Consider the following 20,589-nt stretch of genomic DNA (forward strand, 5'->3'; position numbering starts at 1 on the left):
CTCAGGCCACCTCGAAACCGTGAACATAGGGATCGGCGTCGTCCAGCAGGATGCGGTTGTAAGCGGTGAAGCGCGCCCAGCCCTGCACCGAGGGCACGATTGCCGGGTAATCGCCAACCTGAGTCTCAGCCAGCACGCGGCCAACGAACTGGCTGCCGATCAGGCTCTCGTGGATGAAATCCTCGCCGACGGCGAGCAGGCCGCGCGCATGGCGCTGCGCCAGCCGCGCCGAAGTGCCGGTGCCGCATGGAGAGCGGTCCAGCGCCGACTCGCCGTACAGCACCGCGTTGGCCGCGCTGGAGCCGGCGTTCTTGGCCGCCCCGGTCCACTGGCAATGACGGACGCCGCTGATATTCGGGTCCAAGGGGTGAACGATGTCGTAATGCCGGTTCAGGTATTCGCGCAGCTCACGTCCCATCGCCACCAATTGCGCCGGCGAATAATCCGCCATGTCGCGGTAGCCCGGCTGCGCCTCGACGATGGGATAAAAGTTGCCGCCGTAGGCGATGTCCACCCGCAAACGCCCCAGCGCCGACACTTCAACCTCCACATCGCGCAGATAGAGGAAAGACGGCACATTGGTCAGCGTTACCGCGGCAACCTTGCCGCCCTCCATCCGATATTGCGCCGCCACCTTGCCTGCCGGCGTATCCAGGTTCAACACGCCGGGCTCGGCCGGCGTCACCAGCCCGTGCTCCAGCGCCATGGTGACCACGCCTATGGTGCCGTGGCCGCACATCGGCAGACAGCCGCTGGTCTCGATGTAGAGCACTGCGATGTCGCAATCCTCCCGCGTCGACGGATACAGGAAAGCGCCGGACATCTGCGCATGGCCGCGCGGCTCGAACATCAAGCCTGTGCGTATCCAGTCATAGCGGCGAATGAAGTCCAAACGCCGCTCCGCCTGCGTCTCTCCTTCCAGCTGCGGGCCACCATTCACCACCAGCCTCACGGGGTTGCCGCAGGTATGGCCATCGAGACATTCGAATTCGCGCACCGCCATGTTCTTGCTCCTCGCTTGTGATGGGGCCACTCTAACTCCATCATTTTTTGAATACAATTTTGCCAACATGAAATGGAAAGGCGACAGCGATGAGAAAGCATTGATTTACATCAAAATTAATTTTTTACACAATAAAATCAAATAGTTATTGTTTGTTGTTTTTTGATCACCTTGCATTGCAACATATTTAGCGCCAAATCAACTTGTGAAAACAACGAAAAACCCATCGATAATTGAATACAAAATTAAAGCCTGATCCGTAAACAGCACCTACAAAGATCAAAGCCGGCCGCAGTCAAGCCACCGTTGCCTTGACCATTGCCGGCCCACCCCGCGCCTGTGATAATTTGAGAATCCCAACCGTCGACACCACCATGCCTCGAACCACCGCCCCGCGCCAAACCCTCACCGCCACCACGACCGACACGCTGCGACAGCGCATCTTGCTGGGAGAATGGCCTGCCGGCACTCAACTGCGCCAGGAAGCGCTGTCCAAGGAATTGGGCGTCAGCCGGGTTCCCTTGCGCGAGGCGCTGCGCCAACTGGAGGCAGAGGGATTGGTGGCCATCACCGAGCGGCGCGGCGCGGTGATCGCCCAACTGTCGCTGCCGGAAGTGATGGAATTGCTGCGGGTGAGAGTGCTGCTGGAATGCGATATGTTGCTAGAGGCCGTGCCGCGGCAAACCCAGGCGGACCTGGACGCGGCCGGCGCGCTGCTGACGCAATTCGAAGAGGCGCTGCGCCAACGGGATGTCGGCGCCTGGGGCATTCTGAATTCACGCTTCCACCTGGCGCTGTATCAGGCGGCCAACCGGCCGCAAACCCTGGCGCTGATAGAGCAGCTTCACAATCGCACTGATCGCTACACGCGAATGCAGATTCTGCTGACCAATTTCAGCGACCGCGCCCACCGCGAACACAGCGAAATGCTCGAACTGTGCCGCCGCAAGGACGCAATCAGCGCCGCCGCCTTCTTGCGGCAACACATTCTGAACGCGGAAGAGGCTCTGGAGGCCTGGCATCAGGAGCACCAGAGCGAAACCGGACGCGGCGCGCGCAAACCGGCCTGAACCTCGCCCAGCCAAACGCGACAAGCGCTTGGTTTCAAACAGAAAAGTCTTTAGACACACTATATCCAATAGCTAAAATAATGATGATGACATCAAACCTGTAGCCATTTGATCATAATCAAATAATGCACAGTTTTGAAAATGCTATACGCATTAAAATAACAGAAAAATACATTATTCCAACGGTCTAGTCACGTGCAAAATACAATCAAGTCATTGATTTTCAAAAATAAATAGCAAGACATCGCCCACCAAGCCCCTGCCGCACCCGCCAATCTGTACACATCTGATCACAGCAATCTGTACATTGCCTGTACCCATACAATGCGATAACAATGCTTGCGACAATTAAAAAGCGATTCATCATAATTAGACTACGACATCCACTGCCCAGTCTGATTGTCTGACCAAAATCAGACGAGACAAAATCGCTCGCAGCCGGAAAAGACTGTCCTCTCTCCGGCACCTCTTTCGTGTCAGCAGAACCAGAACGAGCTATTTCGATGCCAAATCTAGACAGAAAATATGACATTCAGAAATTGAATGAAGATCAAATCGCCATCAACATCAATGGCAACACCGTCGTCGCCGCGCAGGGCGAGACCGTGCTCAGCGTGCTCAACGCCGTTGGCTTGCGCCGCGTCAGCCGCAACGACAGCCAGCAAACCATGGGTTCCTACTGCGGCATGGGGGTATGCCACTGCTGCCTGGTGCGCATCGACGGCCGCTACAAGCGCCGCGCCTGCCAGACGGTGGTGCAAGCCGGCATGACCGTAGAGACCGCGGCCAATCGCATCGAACTGGAGGGCCTGCAATGAGCACGCGCCCCATCATCATCGGTGGAGGCCCCGCCGGCATGGCCGCCGCCATCGAGTTGGTCAACCATGGCCAGCCCTGCACCCTTTTGGACGAGGCCTCGCGCCTGGGCGGCGTGGTTTATCGCGGCCCCTTGCGCCAGGGCGTGACTCTGGATTACCTGGGCGAACGCTATCGCGATGCCATGCAGGCTCTGCACGCGGAGTTCGCCAAGGTCAGCCATGCGGTGGAAGTCAAGCTGAACACCCGCGTCGTCGGCGGCGAAGCCGGCCAGTGGCTGTACGCGCTGAATGAACAGGAAAAAGTCGAAAAGATCGACTTTGAACAATTGCTGCTGTCCGCCGGCTGCCACGAACGCAGCGTGCCCTTCCCCGGCTGGACCCTGCCCGGCGTGATCATGCTGGGCGGCTTGCAATTGCAGATCAAGAGCGGCGTGGTCAAGCCGCTGGGCCGCACCACCATCGTCGGCACCGGCCCCCTGCTGCCGCTGGTGGCCTGTCAACTGCACCGCGCCGGCGCCGACGTTCAGGGTGTCTACGAAGCCAGTTCCTTCGGCCGCATCGCCAAGGAAACCCTGGCCATGCTGAACAAGCCGCAGCTGTTTCTGGACGGTCTGAGCATGCTGGCCTACCTGAAGCGCCATGGCGTGCCGCTGCACTACGGCTGGGGCATCGTGGAAGCAAGCGGCCAGCAAGAGGTGCAGGAAATAACCGTCGCGCCTTACGACGACAACTGGACGCCGGACCTGAACCGCGCGGTCAGCCTGGCCACGGAAACCCTGGCGGTGGGCTACGGCTTCATTCCGCGCACCCAGCTGACCCAGCAAATGGGCCTGCGCCACGCTTACGACGCCGACGGCTTCCTCAAGCCGGAAATCAACGGCTGGCAGCAAAGCAGCGAAGCCCACATCCACCTGGCCGGCGACATCGGCGGCCTACGCGGCGGCGAAGCCGCCATGCTGAGCGGCCGCATCGCCGCCCAGTCCATGCTCAAGCAACGCGGCGCGATCAGCGCCGAACTGGCCGAGAAAAACCGCCAGCGCTATCTGACGGAGTTGAAAGCGGTGCTGCGCTTCCGCGTGGGCATCGACAGCTTTACTCAGCGCGGCAGCGGGCAGCTGACGCTGCCGCGGGAAGACACGGTGATCTGCCGCTGCGAGAACGCCCTGCGCAAGGATATCGACTCCGCGCTGGAACAAGGCGTGCAGGACTTGATCAGCCTGAAGATGCGCACCCGCGTCAGCATGGGCGATTGCCAGGGCAAGATGTGCGTCGGCTATTGCAGCGACCGCCTGCGCGAACACACCGGCAAGGCGGACGTGGGCTGGATCCGACCGCGCTTCCCGCTGGACCCCTTGCCGTTCTCCGCCTTCCAAACCGAAACCGAAGAGGCCTGACCATGAGCAGACAATACGACATCGTGATTGCCGGCGGCGGCGTGATCGGCGCCTCTTGCGCCTACCAGCTGTCCAAACGCAAAGACCTGAAAATCGCGCTGATCGACGCCAAGCGCCCCGGCAACGCTTCGCGCGCCTCCGCTGGCGGCCTGTGGGCAATCGGCGAATCGGTGGGCCTGGGCTGCGGCGTGATCTTCTTCCGCATGACCTCGGCCAAAAACAAGCGCGAGGCGGCCGGCGCCGCCATCGCCGTGGACGCCAGCACACCGCACATCCTGCCCGAATCTTTCTTCAATTTCGCTCTGGCCTCCAACGCGCTGTATCCGGCCCTGCATCAGGAGTTGATCGAAAACCACGGCATGGATTTCAAGTTCGAGGAGACCGGTCTGAAGTTCGTGATCTACGACGAGGAAGACCAACTCTACGCCGAACACATCGCCGCGCAGATTCCCCACCTGTCCGACCAAGTGCGCTGGGTGGACCAGGCTCAGTTGCGTGAAAACGAGCCCTACATCAGCCACGAAGCCACCGGCGCGCTGGAATTCCTGTGCGACCATCAGGTCAGCCCCTTCCGCTTGACCGACGCCTACACCGAGGCGGCGCGTCAGAACGGCGTCGACGTGTTCTTCAACACCAATGTCACCGGCGTGCTCAAGCAAGGCTCGCGCGTCACCGGCGTTCGGACGCTGGAAGCCGGCGAATTCCACTGCCACACCCTAATCAACGCGGCCGGCTCCTGGGCCGCCGAGCTGAGCCAATGGGCGACCGGCATCGACATTCCGGTCAAACCGGTCAAGGGTCAGATCGTGCTGTCGGAAAAAATGCCCAAGCTGCTGCGCGGCTGCATCACTACCAGCGATTGCTATATCGCGCAGAAAGACAACGGCGAGATCCTGATCGGCAGCACCACCGAGGACAAGGGCTTCGACGTCACCAACACCTATCCGGAAATCGCCGGCCTGGTCAAAGGCGCCATCCGCTGCCTGCCTGAAATGCAAAACATCAACATCAAGCGCTGCTGGGCCGGTCTGCGTCCCGGTTCGCCGGACGAGCTGCCCATCCTGGGCCCGATGCAGGGCGTTGACGGCTACCTGAACGCCTGCGGCCATTTCCGCACCGGCATTCTGACTTCGGCCATCACCGGCGTGATGCTGAACGCGTTGGTGCGCGGCGAGACGCCGCCGCTGGACGTGACCCCCTTCCTGGCTGACCGTTTCAACGCCCCGACCGCCAAGCCGACGGTGCAGGAAGCCGTCGAACTGGCGCTCTCCTAAAACGCGAAGGCCTGCACGCATGCGTGCAGGCCTTCCCACTGATTCAGATGTTCCTCTGTTACAGGCCGGCTAGTCCGGCCTGCTTTTTTTGCCCCTCCGGGCTAGCCCTTCAAAGCCGCTCAAAGTCTCGCCCGCAGGAGCGAAACATGACGAAAACCGCGGAGAAAGCGGAGTGTACACACGGTACATGAGCATTTCGAAGGTGTTTTCAATGCCGTATCGCCGACGCGTAGCAGATTGTAAGCAGCTTCTTACTGACCGACGCCGCGACGCTCATATACTGCCTGCGCCAAGGTGCCCAGATCGACGTATTCCAGCTCGCCGCCCACCGGCATGCCGCGCGCGATGCGCGTCACCTTCAAACCACGCTCCTTCAGCAGTTCGGCGATCATATGCGCGGTGACCTCGCCCTCGGCGGTGAAATTGGTGGCGATGATCACCTCCTGCACTCCGCTGTCCGCCGCCCTCACCAGCAGCTTGTCCAGATTGATGTCTCGCGGGCCGACATTGTCCAGCGGCGAGATGCGGCCCATCAGCACGAAATACAAGCCGTCGAAGCATTTGGCCTGCTCCAGCGTCAGCAGATCCGCCGGCATCTCCACCACACACAGCAAATCCTGCCGGCGCTCCTCGTCGGCGCAGATCGGACACAGAGGGGTTTCGCTGAAGGTATTGCAACGCTCGCAGTGGGTCAGCTGGGTCAAGGCGCGGTCCAGCGCGCGCGCCAGCTTGTCCGCGCCCTTCTTGTCGCGTTGCAGCAGATGGAAGGCCATGCGCTGCGCGGTCTTGGGACCGACGCCCGGCAACACTTTCAGAGCGGAGATCAAATGGTCTAGAGCGGGAGGGTTCTTCATCGCTTTCACAATCGGTAAAAACGGCGGCGCAAACGCGCATGCCGCCAGGCAAAGACCAGACGGAAGATGCCGTAATGCAATGTCAAAAGCCAGGGCACACGCGGCGCGAAGCCGATGCGGTCCACCACTTCGCAGCCGCCGGACAATGCGCGCACCCGCCTCCGGTGCAACCAGCGCCGCTGAGTCAGCATGGTCGAACGCTCGTCGAAAGCCCCCGGCTCCAAGCGCGTCAACTCCAAGTCGTCGCACTCCACCGGCAACAAGCCGAACAGCAGAATCCAGCAAGGCCCGATGCGCGCCGGCGGCTTCAGTCCGGCGGGCATCTTCTTGCCCGGCAAGCGCATGCCGAGCCAGGGCCACAATTCGTCGTTGACGCCGGCGGCGCTGATCGCGTGCGCCCACACCCTGTCGGCATCCACGCTCAGCCGGCTGCGCACGGTGAAATGGGCGAATCGGCGCATGGCTACCCCGGGGTCAACACAAAAATGGCCCGGCGCGCGCCGAGCCATCCGGATGCCGAAATCGGCGCGATCAGAACGGCAGCTTCATGCCGGCCGGCAGATTCAGGCCGGCGGAAAAACCGGACATCTTTTCCTGGGTGGTGGCTTCCACCTTGCGCACCGCGTCGTTGAACGCGGCGGCGATCAGGTCTTCCAGCATTTCCTTGTCTTCCTTGGCGTCGTCCAGCAGGCTGTCGTCCAGGCTCACGCGCTTAACGTCGTGCGAGCAGGTCATCACCACCTTGACCATGCCGGCGCCGGACTGGCCTTCCACTTCCACCGTGGCCAGTTCTTCCTGCGCCTTTTTCATATTGTCCTGCATTTGCTGGGCCTGCTTCATCAGGCCGGCGATGCCACCTTTGCCAAACATAATCGTTTCACTCCTTCACGGGTTGAATGGTTTCGATGAGCAGCGTCGCGTCGAATTCGCGCACCATTTGCTGCACCACCGGATCGTTTTTCATATTCTCGCGCGCGATGTTCAACTGCTCCTGCCTATGGCGGGCGTCTTTCATCGCCGGCGTTTCCAGGCCCAGTTCCTCTACCGTCACCGCCAGTTCCACCGGCCGGCCGAAGCGTTCGCTCAGCGCCAGCTTGAGCTTGTCCTGATAATCGCGGCTGGTCATGTGGCGGAAACTCTCCGGCACCGCCAGCGCCAGGCGATCCTGGCCCCAGTCCTTCAATACCGCATTATGGGCCAGCATGCGCGCCGCGCCCAGCTTGACGCCCAATTCGGTCACCAAGGCCTGCCAGTCGCCGTCGAACTGATAATCGACGGCTTCCTCCGGCTCTTGCTGCAAATAGGACGGCATCTCCTCATCCGCCGCGACGCCCTGATCCCAGGGTACATCGTCAGGGCTGACGTCGCCGTCGCTATCGCTTCCCTCGTCGTCCGCGTCTTCCGGCGGGACCGGCGGCGCGGCCGGGCGGGCCGGAGCGGTTTGCTGCGCGGCCACCGGGGCCGGCCTGACTTCCGGCGCGGCAGGCTCGGGGTCAGGTTCCGCCGCCGGGGCGCTTTCCTGCACCGGTTGCGACGCGGATTGCCGCGGCGCCGACGAACTCAGGCCGGCGGCCTGCAAGGCCCGCGCGGCCGGCGAAATGCCCCCGGGCGCGGCCGGGGCCGGCTGCGCTTGCGGCGGTTGCGGACGCGTTGGCGCGACGGCGGCAGGTCGCGACGGCGCGGCTTCGGCACCGGCATTTGCCGGGTGGAAGGCCAGCATGCGCAGCAGGGTCATACTGAAGCCGGCATGCTCATCCGGCGCCAGCGCCAAGTCTTTGCGGCCATGGATAGCTATCTGGTAATACAGCTGCACGTCCTGCGGCGCGATGGCGTCCGCCAGCGCCTGCAAGGCGTCGCGCTCCGGCTCGTCCTGAGCGATCGCCTGCGGCACGGTCTGCATCAGCGCCAACTGCTGCAACAAAACCGCCAGTTCGCTCAACGCGCCTTCGAAGCTGACGCCGCGCTCGGCCAGGCCGTCGGCTTCGGCCATCAGCTGCGGGCCGTCGCCGGCCGCCAGCGCCTGCAGCAAGGCGAACAGGTAACGACGGTCCACCGCGCCCAGCATCGCGCGCACGCCGTCTTCCTTCACCTCACCCAGACCGTAGGCGATGGCCTGGTCCAGCAGCGACTGCGCGTCGCGCATGGAGCCGGAGGCCGCGCGGCCCAGCAAAGCCAGCGCCGGCGCCTCGTAGGCGATGCCCTCCACGTCCAGCATATGGGCCAGATGGCCGGCCACTTGCTGCGGCGTCATATTGCGCAAGGAGAACTGCAGACAGCGGCTCAACACCGTGACCGGCACTTTCTGCGGGTCGGTGGTGGCCAGGATGAATTTGACGTGGGCCGGCGGCTCCTCCAGCGTCTTCAGCATCGCGTTGAAGGCGCTCTTGGACAGCATGTGCACTTCGTCGATGATGTAGACCTTGAAGCGGCCGGACGTCGGCGCGTACTGGGCGTTTTCCAGCACTTCGCGGATATTGTCGATGCCGGTATTGGACGCGGCGTCGATCTCCAGCAGATCGACGAAGCGGCCAGTGTCGATCTGGCGACAGGCCGAACATTCGCCGCAGGGTTCGGCGGTAGTGCCGGTTTCGCAGTTCAGGCTCTTGGCCAGAATCCGGGCGATGGTGGTCTTGCCCACCCCGCGCGTCCCCGTCAGCAGATAAGCGTGATGCAGGCGCTGTTCTTTGAGGGCGTTGGTCAAGGCGCGCACCACGTGCTCCTGGCCGACCAAATCGGCAAAGCGCTTGGGACGCCACTTACGGGCAAGGACTTGATAGCTCATGGGGGCGGATTTTAATGGCAATTGACGCGCGTGGCGACAGGTTTCGCGCCGCCGCGGCGGGCGGCGCGCGGCGTCACGGCTGCGCGGCGGCCTGGCCCGCCAGGTAGCGTTGGCGCAGCTGATCCGCGATTTCCTGCACCGCCTTGGCGTACAGTGTGCTGCGGTTGTAGCGGGTAATCACGAAGAAGTTGTTGAGGCCCAGCCAGTATTCGGTCACGCCCGGCGCCGTTTCCAGCGGCACCAGCACCGCCGGCACGTCATCGGCCACCGGCGACTGCGGCGTCACGCCCATTTTCTTCAGCTCCCCCACGGTGTAATGCAAATTGAACTTGTCGGCGATCAGTTGATCAATCTGCGGCCCCGGCTGCACGCTGGCCGGCAAGATGACATCGTCGCCGTGGCGCCAGCCGTGGCGCTGGAAGTAATTGGCCACGCTACCGATCACGTCGTCCGGATCGCTCCAGATGTCGCGGTGACCGCTGCCGTCGAAATCCACCGCCCATTTTCGGAAGCTGGACGGCATGAATTGCGGCCAGCCCATCGCGCCGGCGTAAGAGCCCTTCAGCGTCAGCGGATCCTTGCCCTCCTCCTTGGCCAGCAGCAGGAACTCTGTCAGTTCCTTGCGGAAGAATTCCGCGCGGCGCGGGTAATCGAAGCCGATGGTGGACAAGGCGTCCACCAGGCGGAACGATCCGGTGTTGCGGCCGTAATGGGACTCCACCCCCAGAATGGCGACGATGAGCTCAGGCGCCACGCCGTACTGCTGCTCGGCGCGCGTCAGCGCGGCGGCGTTGGCGCGCCAGAACGCCACGCCGTCGGCGATGGTCTTTTCCCCCACCGAGGAATTGCGGAATTGATACCAGGGCCGCGAGGTGGACGGCTTATCCAGTATCTTGATGATATTGGGCTTGAGTTCGACATTGGCGAACACCGCCTCCAGCTCCGGACGGTTGAACTGACCGCCTGCCACTTGCTCGTCGATGTAGCGCTGAACGTCCGGACGCGCCAGGAAAGCCGCGTCGGCCTGCGCCAGCTGGAAGGAGAACAGGGCCGCCAACGGGGCCAGTTTAAGCAAAGATTTCATGGGCTGGTTTCTGAATAAGCGTTTTTGACTTAGCCACGCTCCTCAAAAAACGCGGCGCGAAAACAAAGCCTCAAGTCTCGCAAGCTCGCGGCCACGCGCTAAGCCTGTTCAAATGTCTTGCGAGCAAGGCGGCTAAAGAGGCGGAATGGTCGTACGATACGTGAGCATTCTTTGGTTTCAACACTCTTCTCAATCCATCCCGCCAACGCACAGCCGATCGTAAACAAGTCCTAAATCCGGAACGACAAGGCGCTGGACACCAAACGCGCGGTGATGTCGACGATGGGTATCACGCGCTCGTAAGCCATCCGGGTGGGGCCGACAACGCCCAGCGCGCCGACCACCTGGCCGTTGATCCGGTAAGGCGCCGTCACCACCGAGCACTCGTCCAGCGTCACTACGCCTGACTCCTCGCCGATGAAAATGTTCACCCCTTGCGCATCGCGCCCCTGGTTCAGCAATTTCAGCAACTCGGTCTTGCGCTCGAAGACATTGAACAGCTGACGCAGCCGCGACAAATCATCAGACAGGTCGTTCACCTCCAGCAGCCGGTTGCCGCCGGCCACCACCACCGCCGCACTGCTGGCCGCCATCGAGCTCTGCCCCAGACGAATCGCCGCCGACATCAGCTCGGCGATGTCGCCCTGCAACTGATGCAACTCCTCCGCCACCCGGCTAGCGATGCGGTCCAGCCCCTGACCGGCGTAATGCTGATTGATGAAATTGCCGGCCTCTATCAGTTCCGACGGCTTGTAGTCGCGCTCAGTGGTCAGCAAGTGATTCTGCACGTCGCCGTCCAGCGTCACCAGTATCATCAGCACGCGTCGCTCGGACAGACGCAGGAATTCAATCTGGCGGAAAGCGATATCGGAACGCTGCGGCGTGACGATCACGCCGGCGAAATGAGTCAGTTCTGACAATAAAGACGACGCCGACTGGGCGATGCGCTGCGGGCTGTCCGGCTGCAGGTTCAATTCCAGCTCGTGCAGCGCCGCTTCTTCCAAAGGCCGGATGGTGAGCAGGCGATCGACGAACAGGCGGTAGCCGCGCGCGGTGGGCACCCGCCCCGCCGAGGTGTGCGGCGCCGCGATCAGCCCCATCGTCTCCAGCTCCGCCAGCACATTGCGGATGGAGGCGGACGACAGCTCGACGCCGGGCAGCATGGACAGGGTTTTGGACCCCACCGGCTGGCCGTCGACGATATAGCGTTCGATCAGGACCTTGAGCAGGTGTTGCGCGCGTTCGTTCATCATGATGGTTTCATTGTACACAGGGTGGACACTTGTAAAAGTGGTCGCAATCACAACTTTTTCAAGCAATATCGCCACGCCCCCGTCCCGAAGGACGGTGGCGCCGGCAAGCGGCCCTGCCGTTGGCCAAGGCTTTATGAGATAATCGACGGCATCTTTTCGGCTATCGGCTCAGCAAGCGCAAGCGCGGCGGGATTCGCCCCCGCGCCGCGCAAACCCCTGTCCAGCATCGGGTTTTTCCCGCCGCCATGGACGCGGGCCGCCGCTGGCCGAGCATTCATTTGTGTAGCGCCCCACACTGGAGACAGCATGGCATCCGAAGACAAGAGCAAAGCGTTGGCCGCGGCCCTTGCCCAAATTGAAAAGCAATTTGGCAAGGGTTCGATCATGCGCATGAGCGACAACCAGATCAACGAAAACCTGCAGGTGGTCTCCACCGGCTCGCTGAGCCTGGACCTGGCGCTGGGCGTCGGCGGCCTGCCGCGCGGCCGCGTGGTGGAAATCTACGGCCCGGAGTCGTCCGGTAAAACCACTTTGTGTCTGCAGGCGGTAGCCGAGATGCAAAAATTGGGCGGCACCTGCGCCTACATCGACGCAGAAAACGCGCTGGACCCGCAATATGCGCAAAAGCTGGGCGTCAAGGTTGACGACCTGCTGATCTCGCAGCCGGACACCGGCGAGCAAGCGCTGGAAATCTGCGACATGCTGGTGCGCTCCAGCGGCGTCGATCTGATCGTGATCGACTCGGTGGCCGCCTTGGTGCCCAAGGCGGAAATCGAAGGCGAAATGGGCGACAGCCACGTGGGCCTGCAAGCCCGACTGATGAGCCAGGCGCTGCGCAAGCTGACCGGCAACATCAAGCGCACCAACACCCTGGTGATCTTCATCAACCAGATCCGCATGAAGATCGGCGTGATGTTCGGCAACCCGGAAACCACCACCGGCGGCAACGCGCTGAAGTTCTACGCCTCCGTGCGCCTGGACATCCGCCGCACCGGCGGCATCAAGAAGGGCGAGGAAGTGATCGGCAACGACACCCGCGTCAAAGTGGTGAAGAACAAAGTGTCGCCGCCGTTCCGCCAGGCCGATTTCGAAATCCTGTACGGCGAGGGCATCTCCCGCCAGGGCGAGATCATCGAACTGGGCGTCAAGCACGGCTTCATCGACAAATCCGGCGCCTGGTACGCCTACAACGGCCAGAAGATCGGCCAGGGCAAGGACAACACCCGCGAATGGCTGAAGTCCAACCCGGAAATCGCCGCTGAAGTGGAACGCAAGATCCGCGACGCGGTGGGCATCAAAGTGGAAATCACCGAAGGCCAGCCGGACGAAGAGTTCGCCGACGACGCGCTCGACGCCTGATTCCCTGAATGGAAAAAAGCCTGAGGGCGCGAGCCGTCGATCTCCTGTCCCGCCGCGAATACACGCGGCGGGAACTGGAGCGGCGGCTCGCTCCGTTTGCGGAAAGCCCGGAACAATTGACGGCCTTGCTGGACGAGCTGGCCGAACACAGCTGGCAGTCCGATCAGCGTTTCGCCCAACAGTTCGCCGACAGCAAGGGACAACGCTACGGCAGCCGCCGCCTGCAGCAGGAAATGCGCCAGCGCGGCGTGGACGCTGAACTGATCCGCGATACGCTGCAGGGCCGCGACGACCTTGCCGCCGCCCAAGCGCAGTGGCGCAAGAAGTTCGGCCAACTACCGGCCACGCCGCAGGAACGCGCGCGCCAGATCCGCTTTCTGGCCGGACGCGGCTTCCCGATGTCGGTGATTGGCAAGGTGCTTAGCGGCGCCGCCGACGACGACTTTCCCGCCGACGAGGACTGAGCATGCAAACGCGCAGCATCGCCACCCATATCGACATAGCCGCCGCGCCGTCCGCGGTCTGGCGCGTGCTGTGCGACTGGGCCGCCTACCCGGAGTGGAACCCCTTCATCGTCGGCCTGCACGGCCGCCAGCAGATAGGGTCTCGCCTGGTGGTCAGCGTCCACCCGCCCGGCCGGCCGCGGCTGACCTTCCGCCCGCGGCTGGAAGTCTTGCAAACGGCGGAGGAGCTGGTCTGGCTGGGGCGCGCGCTACTGCCCGGCCTACTGGACGGCCGCCACAGTTTTCGCCTGGAAGCGCTGGAAAACGGCGGCACCCGCCTGCATCACGGCGAAACGTTCAGCGGTCTGCTCCTCCCCTTGTTCGGCCAGGCGTTGCTGGCCGATGCCCGCAAGGGTTTCGAGTTGATGAACCAGGCGCTCAAGCGCCGCGCCGAAACCCTTGCCAGCGCGGGCGCGGCTTGACACAATCAGCTGTCCGCGCCGCTCTGGGTTTAAGCCCCCAAAGCGGCCCAGAATTCGCAATCTTACGAAATCAAACATGAAAACCTCTGAAATTCGCCAGAAATTCCTGGATTTCTTTGCCGGCAAACATCATCAGGTGGTGCCTTCCAGCAGCCTGATCCCCGGCAACGATCCCACGCTGATGTTCACCGTCGCCGGCATGGTGCAGTTCAAGGACGTGTTCCTGGGCTTTGAAAAGCGCGATTACAGCCGCGCCACCACCAGCCAGAAATGCCTGCGCGCGGGCGGCAAGCATAACGACCTGGAAAACGTCGGCTACACCGCGCGCCACCATACCTTCTTCGAAATGCTGGGCAACTTCAGCTTCGGCGACTACTTCAAACAAGACGCGATCACCTTCGCCTGGGAATTCCTCACCGGCGAACAGTGGCTGAACCTGCCCAAGGACAAGCTGCTGGTCACCGTCTACGCCTCCGACGACGAAGCCTACGACATCTGGCACAAGAGCGTGGGCCTGCCTGCTGACAAGATCATCCGTATCGGCGACAACAAGGGCGCGCCGTACGCCTCCGACAACTTCTGGACCATGGGCGACACCGGCCCCTGCGGCCCCTGCACCGAGATCTTCTACGACCACGGCCCAAGCGTGGCCGGCGGCCCTCCGGGCAGCCCGGACGAAGACGGCGACCGCTTCATGGAAATCTGGAACAACGTGTTCATGCAGTTCAACCGCGACGAGTCCGGCACCCTGCATCCGCTGCCCAAGCCGTCGGTCGACACCGGCATGGGCCTGGAACGCCTGTCCACCGTGCTGCAACACGTCAAGTCCAACTATGAAACCGACGCGCTGGCCTGCCTGGTGCGCGCCGCCGCGCGCGAAACCGGCGTGGCCTACAGCCAGGAGGTGCCGTCGCTGAAAGTAATCGCCGACCACATCCGCGCCTGTTGCTTCATGGTCGCCGACGGCATCCTGCCGTCCAACGAAGGCCGCGGCTACGTGCTGCGCCGCATCGCCCGCCGCGCCATCCGCCACGGCTACAAGCTGGGCCAGAAAGGCCTGTTCTTCCACAAGATCGTCGCCGATCTGGTGGCCGAGATGGGCGACGCCTATCCGGAACTGCGCGAAAAGCAGGCGCATATCGAAGACGCGCTGCGCGCAGAGGAAATCAAGTTCGCCGAAACGCTGGAAATCGGTATGGGTCTGGTCGACTCCGCCCTGGAAGGCGGCAAGACCGAGCTTGACGGCGACACCATCTTCAAGCTGTACGACACCTTCGGCTTCCCGGTGGACCTGACCGCCGACATCTGCCGCGAACGCGACATCCACGCCGACCTGGAAGGCTTCGAGCGCGCGATGGAAGCGCAGCGCGAGCGCGGCCGCGCCGGCTCCAGCTTCAAGATGACCGGCAAGGTCAGCTACAGCGGCGCCGACACCTGCTTCCACGGCTATGATTCCGCCAGCACCGACGCCAAGGTATTGGCGCTGTTCAAGGGCACCGAGGCCGTCGCCGCGCTGGAAGCCGGCGAAGAAGGCATCGTGGTGCTGGACGACACCCCCTTCTACGCCGAAGGCGGCGGCCAGGTTGGCGACGTGGGCGAGATTTCGCTGCAAGGCGGCATCGGCGCGCTGTTCGACGTCAACGACACCCAGAAGATCCAGGCCGCGGTATTCGGCCACAAGGGCAAGCTGGCCCGCGGCCGCCTCGCCGTCGGCGACAGCGTGACCGCCACCATCGACCTGCACGCGCGCGCCGCCAGCGCCCGCAACCATTCCGCCACCCACCTCTTGCACGCGGCGCTGCGCCACGTGCTGGGCGACCATGTCGCGCAGAAGGGCTCGCTGGTGAATCCGGAGCGCACCCGCTTCGACTTCGCCCACGGCGAACCAGTCAGCGCCGAACAGATCGCCGAGCTGGAGCGCGTGGTCAACCGCGTGATCAGCCACAACTTGCCGGTCAAGGCCGAAGTGATGAGCATGGAAGCCGCGCAAAAATCCGGCGCGATGATGCTGTTTGGCGAAAAATACGGCGATGAAGTGCGCGTGCTGACCATGGGCGACTTCTCCGCCGAACTGTGTGGCGGCACCCACGTGCAACGCACCGGCGACATCGGCCTGTTCAAGATTGTGGCAGAAAGCGGCGTCGCCGCCGGCGTGCGCCGCGTTGAAGCCGTCACCGGCGAAGGCGCCATCGCCCACATCCAGGCTCAGGACGCCTTGCTGAAAGAAGCCGCCGGCGCGCTGAAAGCGCAAACGCTGGACGAGGTGGCCGTCAAGATCGGCAGCCTGCAAGACAACGTCAAGACCCTGGAAAAAGAGCTGGCCAAGCTCAAGGGCCAGCTGGCCGCTTCCGCCGGCGACAGCCTGGCCGACGGCGCCGCCGACGTCAACGGCGTCAAGGTGCTGGCGGTGGAACTGCCCGGCGCGGACAACAACGCGCTGCGCGAAACCCTGGACAAGCTGAAAGACAAGCTGGGCTCCGCCGCCATCGTACTGGCAGCCAAGGGCGACGGCAAAGTGGCCCTGGTGGCCGGCGTCACCGCCGACCTGACCGCCAAACTCAAGGCCGGCGAGCTGGTCAACTTCGTCGCCCTGCAAGTGGGAGGCAAGGGCGGCGGCCGTCCGGACATGGCCCAAGCCGGCGGCACTCAGCCGGAAAACCTGGCGGCGGCCTTGGCCGGCGTGCAGGCCTGGGTGGCAGCTAAGCTGTAAGAACGTGTTTGCGATCTCGCGAGCTAAGGCAAGACAAGGCGTTGCGGCTGAGAAAGCGGAATGTACGCGTGGTACATGAGCATTTCGAAAACGTTTTCAACGCCGTATCGCCAACGCGCAGCAGATCGGAAACAGGTTCTAAGCCTCCCAACTCTCGTCAATAGACCGCGCGCTGCGCGGTCTTTTTTTGTCTTCCGCGCCGTCGGCGGCGGCTGGCCGGCGCTTTCTTGCTTCAGGTCAAGGGAAGTAGGATTACGAAATACTAATATTGAGAGGCTTAATTTTGGCTTCTCCTTTTGTTGTTTGCATTTCAGCCCTGCTCGCCTCTCCGATCAGGGCGTTTTTTTGCGCGCGGGCATGAAAAAAGGCGGCCAGGCCGCCCTTTTCCCATCCTTTCCCCAAAGCGTAAACCGGCGCTCAAAACACCAGTTTGGCTCCGATCAGCGCCAGCATCACCGCCAGCGCCGGCCGCAGCCAGCCCTCCGACAGCTGCCGCGTCAGCTTGCTGCCCAGCCAGATGCCGGGCAGAGAGCCCGCCAGCAGATTAAGCAGCAGCGAAAAATCCACATTCCCGAGCCCGGCGTGCCCTAAGCCCGCCACCAGGGTCAACGGCACCGCGTGGGCGATTTCGGTGCCCACCAGCCGCGATGTCGGCAAGGCCGGATACAACAAAAACAAGGCCAGCGTGCCCAGGGCGCCGGCACCGATGGAACTGAGCGTCACCAGCACGCCCAGCACCACGCCAGTGACCACGGTCAGCCCGACCCGCGGCTCGAACGACGGGCTCGCCGCGCCGGAGCCACCCAGCCAGCGGAGCAACAAGGGCTTGCTCAGGATGGCGACGGCGGTCAGCAACAACGCCACGCCCAGCACCAGCTTGAACAGAGTGTCCAGCATCTTCTCCGGCAAGTGCAGATAAGACAGGCCGGCCAGCACCAGCAAGGCCGCCGGCACGCTGCCGGCCGTCAGCCAGCCGGCGATACGCCAATCAACATGGTCCTGCCGATGATGTACCGTCACCCCGCCCATCTTGGTCAAGGCCGCGTACAACAGATCGGTACCCACCGCGGTGGCAGGAGAAATGCCGAACCACAGCAAGATAGGCGTCATCAAAGAACCGCCGCCCACTCCGGTCAAACCGACAATGAAACCCACCGCCAACCCTGCGATCGCATACCCCCACTCCATAAAACCCGCTCCTTGGCCAAGCCATTCGATAGCGGGATGCTACGCCAGTTTCATATAACGATTTATACCGTTTTGAAACAACATTATTCGAAAAGTTATTTGCCTCAAAGACTTGTTTCAACCATCCGCGGGATCATGCTGCGGTAACATCGCGCCGGTAGCGTAAAAAGGCAGAGACGGCGAGCAAACACAACATTTGCTTCTAACCGTAACCAAGCAGGGCTTTACAAATCTTCAAAATAGCGTCAATGTCAAAGGGTCAGGGTTTGCCCTGACCTCACACAAGTACGTGACCGAGAGGTGCAAGGATGATGACTTCCCGTATTCCTCTGAGTGTTCGCAGAAAGCAGGCTAGAGACCAGCACGAGAGTTTTCTCTATGCGGTCGCCAAGCCTCAGTTGAGTGATGCTGAGAGATCTCGCCAGCAGAAAGTGCGTCAACGCGCACATGATCGGGACGATGCCCGGTTCCTGGCAGACCGCTGCGACGACCTGTTCTGAACACCCACCCGGCGGATTTCCGCCTAATGACGGCTAGCGACCCAGCCTGACGCCAGGCCGCAGCCCTACCTGCCAGCAAATCGCGGCGCCGAATTCCGCCTGCGCCGCCGTCCCACTATTTCGCCTCTTTTCCTAGCTCCCGCCGGCAGGCCGCCGGCCGCGCGTCGTTTGCTCACCATTGGCGACGCCGCCCATTCCCGCGCATAAAAAAAATCCGTTTTTCCGCCAAAACACGCTTAAAAATGAAATAAAGGCCAGTTTTTCAAACATTTTTATACGATTTTTATCGGCTACCATAGGGTTTTGTCGGGTTTTTGACGTGCGCTTGCGTACCTTCTCATTACTGATTCGAATGGAGATTTTCATGATGGATGTCGTCTATCTGGGACTCGTCCTGCTGTTTGGCGCGCTGAGCTACGGCTTCGTCGTCGGCTGCCAACAACTGGGAGAAAAGGAATGAGCGTCTGGTATCTGCTTAGCGCGCTGATTGCGCTGGGCCTGCTTGGCTATCTAATCTACGCATTGCTTAAGCCGGAGAATTTTTAATCATGTTCGCCAATTTCATCGGCTCGGCCGCACCCTTGCAGCTGGGCTTGTTCCTGCTGGTGCTGCTGGCGCTGGCCTGGCCGCTGGGCGCCTATATCGCCCGCGTGATGCAGGGCGACAATATCGGCCCCCTGCGCCTGTTCGCTCCCCTGGAGCGCGGCTTTTACCGGCTGGCCGGCGTCAAGCAGGACGAAGACATGGGCTGGCGCGGCTACGCCGTGGCGCTGCTCTTGTTCAATGTGCTGGGCGTGCTGGCCCTGTACCTGCTACAGCGCTTGCAGGGCTGGCTACCGTTCAACCCGCAGGCCATGGGCGCGGTGGCGCCGGACTCCGCGTTCAACACCGCGATTTCCTTCGTCACCAACACCAACTGGCAAGGCTATGGCGGCGAGTCCACCATGGGCTACCTGGTACAGATGCTGGGCCTAACGGTACAGAACTTCCTGTCCGCCGCCACTGGCGCCGCGGTGGTGCTGGCGCTGGTGCGCGGCTTCGCCCGCCACAGCTCGGCCAAGATAGGCAACTTCTGGGTGGACATCACCCGCTTCACCCTCTATGTGCTGCTGCCGCTGTCCTTCGCGTTCGCGCTGGTATTCAGCCAGCAGGGCATGATCCAGAACCTGGTCGCCTATAAAGACGTGCAGACGGTGGAAACCACCCATTACCAGCAGGCCAAGACCGATGCCCAGGGCAATACGGTCAATGGCGCCGACGGCAAGCCGGTGATGGTGGACGCCAGCACGCAGAAACAGACGTTGCCTATGGGGCCGGTGGCCTCGCAGGAAGCGATCAAGCTGCTGGGCACCAATGGCGGCGGTTTCTTCAATGCCAACTCCGCGCATCCGTTCGAGAATCCCACCCCGCTGAGCAACTTCCTGCAATGCCTGGCCATCTTCCTGATCCCGGCGGCGCTGTGCTTCATGTTCGGCCGCATGGTGGGCGACCAGCGCCAGGGCTGGGCCATCATCGCCGCGATGGCGCTGATGTTCGCCTGTGCAGTGGCAACGACCACCGGCGCGGAACAGGCCGGCGTGCCGCAGTTGACCGCCTTGGGCGTGGATCAACAGGCCAGCCGTTTGCAGGCCGGCGGCAATATGGAGGGCAAGGAAACCCGCTTCGGCGTCATCGACACCTCGCTGTTCATCGCGGTGACCACCTCCGCCTCCTGCGGCGCGGTCAACGCCATGCATGATTCCTTGACCCCGATAGGCGGCCTGGTGCCCACCTTCCTGATGCAATTGGGCGAGGTGGTGTTCGGCGGCGTCGGCTCCGGCCTGTACGGCATGCTGATCTTCGCCATCCTGGCGGTGTTCATCGCCGGCCTGATGGTGGGCCGCACACCGGAATACCTGGGCAAGAAGATAGAAACCTACGAGATGAAGATGACGGCGATCACCATTCTGGTGACCCCGGTGCTGGTGCTGACGCTGACCGCCGTCGCGGTGTTGGCCGCCTCCGGCAAAGCCGGCATCCTCAACCCGGGCGCGCACGGCTTCAGCGAAGTGTTGTACGCCTTCACATCGGCCGCCAACAACAATGGCAGCGCCTTCGCCGGCCTGTCCGCCAACACGCCTTTCTACAACATCGCTACCGGCGTGGCCATGTTCTTTGGCCGCTTTTTCATGATCGTGCCCATCCTGGCCATTGCCGGATCGCTGGCCGCCAAGAAGCGTCTGGCCGTCACCGGCGGCACCCTGCCCACTCACGGCCCGCTGTTCGTGGTGCTGCTGATAGGCACCGTGTTGCTGGTGGGCGCGCTCAACTATGTTCCCGCGCTGGCGCTGGGCCCGGTCGTCGAGCAGTTGCAGATGATCAACGGTCGCTGAGCC

At 62.5% G+C, this 20,589-nt stretch carries 19 protein-coding genes; 10 read left to right on the forward strand and 9 right to left on the reverse strand.

Annotated elements, in window-relative coordinates:
- Nucleotide 1: 1 nt before the first annotated feature.
- Entirely contained in the window at nt 2–1,003 is a 1,002-nt protein-coding gene (locus B0T39_RS14270; RefSeq protein WP_081547722.1) for a 4-hydroxyproline epimerase, read from the reverse strand.
- Between the two features lie 374 nt (nt 1,004–1,377).
- Here B0T39_RS14270 and B0T39_RS14275 point away from each other — a divergent pair, with 374 nt between their 5' ends.
- The 4 genes from B0T39_RS14275 (at nt 1,378) to hcnC (ending at nt 5,559) form a co-directional block, all read left to right on the forward strand.
- Entirely contained in the window at nt 1,378–2,073 is a 696-nt protein-coding gene (locus B0T39_RS14275; RefSeq protein WP_081547724.1) for a GntR family transcriptional regulator, read from the forward strand.
- Between the two features lie 539 nt (nt 2,074–2,612).
- Nucleotides 2,613–2,891: a (2Fe-2S)-binding protein gene (locus tag B0T39_RS14280; RefSeq protein WP_269473801.1), complete on the forward strand. Its 279-nt coding sequence runs from the start codon at nt 2,613–2,615 to the stop codon at nt 2,889–2,891.
- Entirely contained in the window at nt 2,888–4,285 is a 1,398-nt protein-coding gene (locus B0T39_RS14285) for an NAD(P)/FAD-dependent oxidoreductase (protein WP_081547726.1), read from the forward strand. Before B0T39_RS14280 ends, B0T39_RS14285 begins: the two co-directional genes overlap by 4 nt.
- 2 nt (nt 4,286–4,287) lie before the next feature.
- A complete protein-coding gene (gene hcnC / locus B0T39_RS14290; RefSeq protein WP_081547728.1) occupies nt 4,288–5,559 on the forward strand; it encodes a cyanide-forming glycine dehydrogenase subunit HcnC in 1,272 nt (423 codons plus the stop codon).
- A 251-nt stretch (nt 5,560–5,810) separates the two neighbouring features.
- Here the strand turns inward: hcnC and recR are convergent, their stop codons facing one another.
- From recR to hrcA, 6 genes are all read right to left on the reverse strand, one after another.
- Complete coding sequence (recR, locus tag B0T39_RS14295) at nt 5,811–6,413, reverse strand: recombination mediator RecR (RefSeq protein WP_081547730.1); 603 nt, start codon at nt 6,411–6,413, stop codon at nt 5,811–5,813.
- A 5-nt stretch (nt 6,414–6,418) separates the two neighbouring features.
- Nucleotides 6,419–6,874, reverse strand: a complete 456-nt coding sequence (locus B0T39_RS14300; RefSeq protein ID WP_081547732.1) for a hypothetical protein — start codon at nt 6,872–6,874, stop codon at nt 6,419–6,421.
- Nucleotides 6,875–6,944: 70 nt separating this feature from the next.
- Nucleotides 6,945–7,283: a YbaB/EbfC family nucleoid-associated protein gene (locus B0T39_RS14305; protein WP_081547734.1), complete on the reverse strand. Its 339-nt coding sequence runs from the start codon at nt 7,281–7,283 to the stop codon at nt 6,945–6,947.
- A gap of 7 nt (nt 7,284–7,290) precedes the next feature.
- A complete protein-coding gene (gene dnaX, locus B0T39_RS14310; protein WP_081547736.1) occupies nt 7,291–9,195 on the reverse strand; it encodes a DNA polymerase III subunit gamma/tau in 1,905 nt (634 codons plus the stop codon).
- 73 nt (nt 9,196–9,268) lie between these two features.
- Nucleotides 9,269–10,279 carry a lytic murein transglycosylase B gene (mltB, locus tag B0T39_RS14315; RefSeq protein ID WP_081547738.1) on the reverse strand — a complete coding sequence of 337 codons (1,011 nt, stop codon included), beginning with the start codon at nt 10,277–10,279 and terminating at the stop codon, nt 9,269–9,271.
- A gap of 230 nt (nt 10,280–10,509) precedes the next feature.
- Nucleotides 10,510–11,532, reverse strand: a complete 1,023-nt coding sequence (gene hrcA, locus B0T39_RS14320; protein WP_081547740.1) for a heat-inducible transcriptional repressor HrcA — start codon at nt 11,530–11,532, stop codon at nt 10,510–10,512.
- Between the two features lie 306 nt (nt 11,533–11,838).
- Between hrcA and recA the strand changes: the two genes are divergently transcribed.
- From recA to alaS, 4 genes are all read left to right on the forward strand, one after another.
- Entirely contained in the window at nt 11,839–12,891 is a 1,053-nt protein-coding gene (gene recA / locus B0T39_RS14325; RefSeq protein ID WP_043591738.1) for a recombinase RecA, read from the forward strand.
- An 8-nt stretch (nt 12,892–12,899) separates the two neighbouring features.
- Complete coding sequence (recX, locus tag B0T39_RS14330) at nt 12,900–13,355, forward strand: recombination regulator RecX (RefSeq protein ID WP_081547742.1); 456 nt, start codon at nt 12,900–12,902, stop codon at nt 13,353–13,355.
- Nucleotides 13,356–13,357: 2 nt separating this feature from the next.
- Nucleotides 13,358–13,816 carry an SRPBCC domain-containing protein gene (locus B0T39_RS14335; RefSeq protein WP_081547744.1) on the forward strand — a complete coding sequence of 153 codons (459 nt, stop codon included), beginning with the start codon at nt 13,358–13,360 and terminating at the stop codon, nt 13,814–13,816.
- A gap of 76 nt (nt 13,817–13,892) precedes the next feature.
- Nucleotides 13,893–16,526 (forward strand): alanine--tRNA ligase, encoded by a 2,634-nt coding sequence (gene alaS / locus B0T39_RS14340; RefSeq protein ID WP_081547746.1) that lies wholly within the window; start codon nt 13,893–13,895, stop codon nt 16,524–16,526.
- A gap of 417 nt (nt 16,527–16,943) precedes the next feature.
- Here the strand turns inward: alaS and B0T39_RS14345 are convergent, their stop codons facing one another.
- On the reverse strand, nt 16,944–17,714 hold the full coding sequence (locus B0T39_RS14345) for a sulfite exporter TauE/SafE family protein (protein WP_081547748.1): 771 nt from the start codon (nt 17,712–17,714) through the stop codon (nt 16,944–16,946).
- A 632-nt stretch (nt 17,715–18,346) separates the two neighbouring features.
- Complete coding sequence (locus tag B0T39_RS25110) at nt 18,347–18,580, reverse strand: hypothetical protein (protein WP_141111232.1); 234 nt, start codon at nt 18,578–18,580, stop codon at nt 18,347–18,349.
- Nucleotides 18,581–18,670: 90 nt separating this feature from the next.
- Here B0T39_RS25110 and kdpF point away from each other — a divergent pair, with 90 nt between their 5' ends.
- Nucleotides 18,671–18,760: a K(+)-transporting ATPase subunit F gene (kdpF, locus tag B0T39_RS26505; protein ID WP_019103745.1), complete on the forward strand. Its 90-nt coding sequence runs from the start codon at nt 18,671–18,673 to the stop codon at nt 18,758–18,760.
- 2 nt (nt 18,761–18,762) lie between these two features.
- Nucleotides 18,763–20,586 (forward strand): potassium-transporting ATPase subunit KdpA, encoded by a 1,824-nt coding sequence (gene kdpA, locus B0T39_RS14355; protein WP_081547750.1) that lies wholly within the window; start codon nt 18,763–18,765, stop codon nt 20,584–20,586.
- Nucleotides 20,587–20,589: the final 3 nt, after the last annotated feature.

It is taken from the genome of Chromobacterium haemolyticum, from assembly GCF_002081825.1.
GTDB classification, from domain to species: Bacteria; Pseudomonadota; Gammaproteobacteria; order Burkholderiales; family Chromobacteriaceae; genus Chromobacterium; species Chromobacterium fluminis.